The sequence below is a fragment of the Rubneribacter sp. genome (genome assembly GCF_965361815.1).
Genome location: NZ_CBDTNW010000182.1, coordinates 1 through 4419, shown reverse-complemented (window position 1 = coordinate 4419; position 4419 = coordinate 1). Strand labels below are relative to the sequence as shown.

General features: G+C 65.4%; 4 protein-coding genes. All 4 read left to right on the top strand.

The features are described from left to right. A partial coding sequence (locus ACWKY3_RS13105) for a GreA/GreB family elongation factor (protein WP_449316840.1) occupies window positions 1-259 on the top strand: 259 nt, incomplete at its 5' end. A gap of 186 nt (window positions 260-445) precedes the next feature. Next, on the top strand, window positions 446-2413 hold the full coding sequence (gene lysS / locus ACWKY3_RS13100) for a lysine--tRNA ligase (RefSeq protein WP_449316839.1): 1968 nt from the start codon (window positions 446-448) through the stop codon (window positions 2411-2413). Window positions 2414-2765: 352 nt separating this feature from the next. Continuing rightward, window positions 2766-3380, top strand: a complete 615-nt coding sequence (locus ACWKY3_RS13095; protein ID WP_449316838.1) for a flavodoxin family protein — start codon at window positions 2766-2768, stop codon at window positions 3378-3380. Window positions 3381-3539: 159 nt separating this feature from the next. After that, window positions 3540-4419, top strand: an 880-nt coding sequence (locus ACWKY3_RS13090; RefSeq protein ID WP_449316837.1) for a Clp protease N-terminal domain-containing protein, incomplete at its 3' end; no start/stop codon positions are given.

Below are 4419 nucleotides of genomic sequence, written 5' to 3'. Positions count from 1 at the left end.
CTCGGAGGCGACGGTGGTCAACACGCCGAAGCGCTCGAACAGCGTGCACATCGGCTCCACGGTGACCGTGGAGATGGGCGGGCGCGAGCGCGTGTTCACCATCGTGGGCGGCGCGGAGAGCGATTCCTCGGCCGGCAAGATCTCCAACGAGTCGCCGGTGGGTTCGGCGCTTCTGGGCCGCAAGAAGGGCGACAAGGTGGAGACGACCGGCCCCACCGGCCGCGCCATCTCCATGACCATCGTGAAGATCGAGCACTAAGGGTTCCGCCGTTTCGCCGAACGGCGGAACCTGCCGACGCTGCGGACGGCTGGGGCGCCCAATCTTCGCATGGCGATGCGGGCTTGCGTACCGAAGTACGCTTCGCCCCCGTCGCCGTGCGAATCTCGGGCACCGCAGCCGCCCTCGCTGACTTACCACGCCAACCTGCGAGTTCGAGGACAACCTATGAGCGAAACTCCCGACCAGACCCAGCAGATCATCGAAGACGACCCCATCGCGGTGCGCCGCGCGAAGCGCGAGGCGCTCATCGCCGCGGGCAAGGATCCTTACGGCCATGCGTTTCGCTATTCGCATCATCTGAACGAGCTGGCCGAGCGCTACGCCGATCTTGACGACGGCGCGTCCACGGAAGACGCCGTCACGGTGGCCGGTCGTGTGATGGCCAAGCGCGACCAGGGCAAGCTTATGTTCTTGGAGCTGCGCGACGCCTCGGGCGACATGCAGCTGTTCTGCCGCGTGAACGCGATGGGTGAGGAGGCTTATCGCCAGCTCAAGGACCTTGACGTGGGCGACTGGATAGGCGTCCAGGGCACCATGATGCGCACGAAGCGCGGGCAGCTGTCCGTGGCGGTGCAGTCCTTCGAGCTGTTGAGCAAGAGCCTGCGTCCTTTGCCGGAGAAGTTCCACGGTCTTGCCGACAAGGAGACGCGCTACCGTCAACGCTACGTTGACCTGGTGATGAACCCCGAGGTCAAGCAGGTGTTCGAGAAGCGCTTCAAGATTGTGGCGGCCATCCGCCGCTACATGGAGGACCAGGGCTTCTACGAGGTTGAGACGCCGTTTCTCCATCCCATTTTAGGCGGTGCGAACGCCAAGCCCTTCGTCACGCACTTCAATGCGCTCGATCGCGACTACTACCTGCGCATCGCCACGGAGCTGCCGCTCAAGCGCCTGCTTGTGGGCGGGTTCGAGAAGGTGTTCGAGATCGGCCGCCAGTTCCGCAACGAGGGCATGGACCCCTACCACAACCCCGAGTTCACCACGATGGAGGCCTATCAGGCGTTTTCCGACCTTGAAGGCATGATGGAGCTCACGCAGGGCTACATCCAGGCGGCGGCGATGGCCGCATGCGGCACGCTGCAGATCACCTACCAGGGCCAGGACGTGGACCTGTCGGGCGAGTGGCCGCGCAGGTCGATGATCGAGCTGGCGAGCGAGGGCGCGGGCGAGGACGTGAGCTTCGCGCGCACGCGCGAGGAGCTGGTTGCCATTTTGGAGAAGAACGGTGGACATGCCGACAGCGCCTGGGGCAAGGGCAAGCTCATCGCCGAGATCTTCGAGGCGGTGGCCGAGGAGAAGCTCATCCATCCCACGTTCGTGATCGACCACCCGCTGGAGGTGTCGCCGCTGGCCAAGAAGAAGGCTGGCGACCCTAACCTCACCGAGCGCTTCGAGCTGTTCATTTGCGGGCACGAGTACGCCAACGCCTTCGGCGAGCTGAACGACCCGGTGGACCAGGCCGAGCGCTTCCGCGCGCAGGTTGCGGCCAAGGATATGGGCGACGACGAGGCCATGGGCTATGACGAGGACTACGTGCGCGCGCTCGAGTACGGCATGCCGCCGGCGGGCGGCGTGGGCGTGGGCATCGACCGTTTGGTGATGCTCTTGGCCGACGCGCCGTCCATCCGCGATGTGCTGCTCTTTCCGCATATGCGCGACGAAGCCCCGGCGGGCGGGAAGAGGAGCGGCGAGGCTGCCGCTTCTGCGGCCGCGAGCGCCGAGGCTGCCCCCGCAGCCCCCATCGACTTCTCCAACGTGGTCATAGAGCCGCTGTTTAAGGACGAAGTGGACTTTGACACGTTCAGCAAGTCGGACTTCCGTGCTGTAAAGGTGCTGGCGTGCGAGGCCGTGCCGAAGTCCAAGAAGTTGCTCCAGTTCACGCTCGACGACGGCTCGGGCGAAGAGCGCACCATCCTCTCGGGCATCCACGCCTACTACGAGCCCGAGGAGCTGGTGGGCAAGACCTGCATCGCCATCACCAACCTGCCCCCGCGCAAGATGATGGGCATCTACAGCTGCGGCATGCTCATCTCCGCTGTGCACGAGGTGGAGGGCGAGGACGGCCAGCCCGCCGAGCGCCTGAACCTGCTCATGGTGGACGACCGCATCCCCGCCGGCGCCAAGCTGTACTGAGAACGCTCGACCGCACAGCGCGAAGATGTTCGCAGGGTCCGCACGATTGCCGTGCGGACCCTGTCTGCTTTAGCGTGTTGACGGGAGGAGCATGAAATCTTGAAGTCAAAAAATTCGACATCAAGTTGGGAGGCCGTTGTAGTCTGGGCGGGGCCGGGCTGAAGCTGCCGCGGACATCGCGCTTTGCGGCTGCCCCGACTTTGGGTCCTCTCCGGCTTGCAACTGTTGCGGCCCTGCGCGCTCTGGCTCGCGCTCTGCGGCGAACCGGGATTCGGGGGTCCCGCTCCGGTTCTGCGGCGTTGGGGTATACTCGGGCGAGATGATACGCGGGGTGAGAGGAAAGGGAGCGCTCATGGGCAAAGACATATTCGTGGTGCAGGGCGGCGGCAGGCCGCGGGGCAACACGGCGCAGCTGGTGGAGGCGTTCGCGCGGGGTGCGCGGGATGCGGGGCATGCGGTTGAGGTGGCGTCGCTTCTGAAGCACGAGGTGCGCGGGTGCCTCGGTTGCAACGCGTGCCGCTACGGCAAGCCCTGTATCCAGAAGGATGCGTTCAACGATCTGGCGCCGCGCGTGCTGGGCGCCGATCTGGTGGTGTTCGCCTCGCCGCTGTACTTTTGGACGGTGTCGTCGTTTATCAAGGCGTTCATCGAGCGTTTCTACTGTATCGCGCAGGAGGACCCGGCGCCGCCGCGCGGACGTTACGAGCGCTACCCGGTGCGCGACAGCGCGCTGCTCATGACGGCGGCCGACGACTTCTTCTGGACGTTTAACCAGGCGGTTTCGTACTACCGCTTCGCAGTGGTGGACTACATTGGTTTCAACGACAAAGGGACGCTTTTAGCCGGGGGCTGCGGCGACACGAACGGCCGCCCGCGCATCGGCGAGACGGACCACCTTGCGCGCGCCTACGAGTTCGGGCGGCGCGTGTATGGGAGCGGACATGCGGAGGGTGGCGAATGCGCGTAGGGCGCGTGGGCGTCGTTCTCGCGTGACGGAAGGCGAGCGTGCAGCCGTCATTCTCGTGTGGATGCGGTGACGGGGCGGTATCGCGTTAGCACTCGCTTGACAAGAGTGCTAGCATAGTTCGAGTAACACTGAACCAACGCCGCGAGAATCGAGGCTGACATGTCATTCGAGAAATTCACGGACAAGGCGCGCAAGGTGCTCGTCCTGGCGCAGGACGAGGCGCGCTCGCTCCATCAGCCCTACGTGGGCACCGAGCACATCCTGCTCGGCCTCATACAGGAAAAAGACGGCCTGGCCGCCCAGGCCCTCGATCGCCTGCATGTCCAATACGACGCCGTGGTCCAGGCGATCCGCCAGGTGGTGGCCATCGACGAGGACACCGACGTGTCCGGCCACCTCTCCTTCACGCCGCGCGTGAAGCGCGTGCTGGAGAACAGCCTGCGCGAGGCCATGCAGATGGGCCAATCCTACATATCCACCGAGCACCTGCTGCTCGGCATCGTGCGCGAGGGCGAGGGCACCGCGCTTGAAGTGCTCACGCGTCTGGGCGTGTCGGGCGACGACGTGCGCGGCGCCCTCAACGACCTGGTGGGGCAAAGCCCGGTGTACGCGGGGCGCAACCCGTTCGACCAGGGCGGCAGCTCGTCGGACAGCGTGCTTAAAGAATTCGGCACCGATCTGACGCAGAAGGCGCGCGACGGCAAGCTTGACCCGGTCATCGGCCGCGCGGGCGAGATCGAGCGCGTCATGCAGGTGCTCTCCCGCCGCCAGAAGAACAACCCGCTGCTCATCGGCGAGCCCGGCGTGGGCAAGACCGCCGTGGCCGAGGGCCTGGCGCAGCTCATCGTGTCCAACCAGGTGCCCGACATCCTGCGCGGCAAGCGCCTGTTCACGCTTGACGTGAGCGCGCTGGTGGCCGGATCCAAGTACCGCGGCGAGTTCGAGGAGCGCTTGAAGAAGTGCATCAAGGAGGTCATGGACGCGGGCGACATCATCCTGTTCATCGACGAGATGCACACGCTCATCGGCGCGGGCTCGG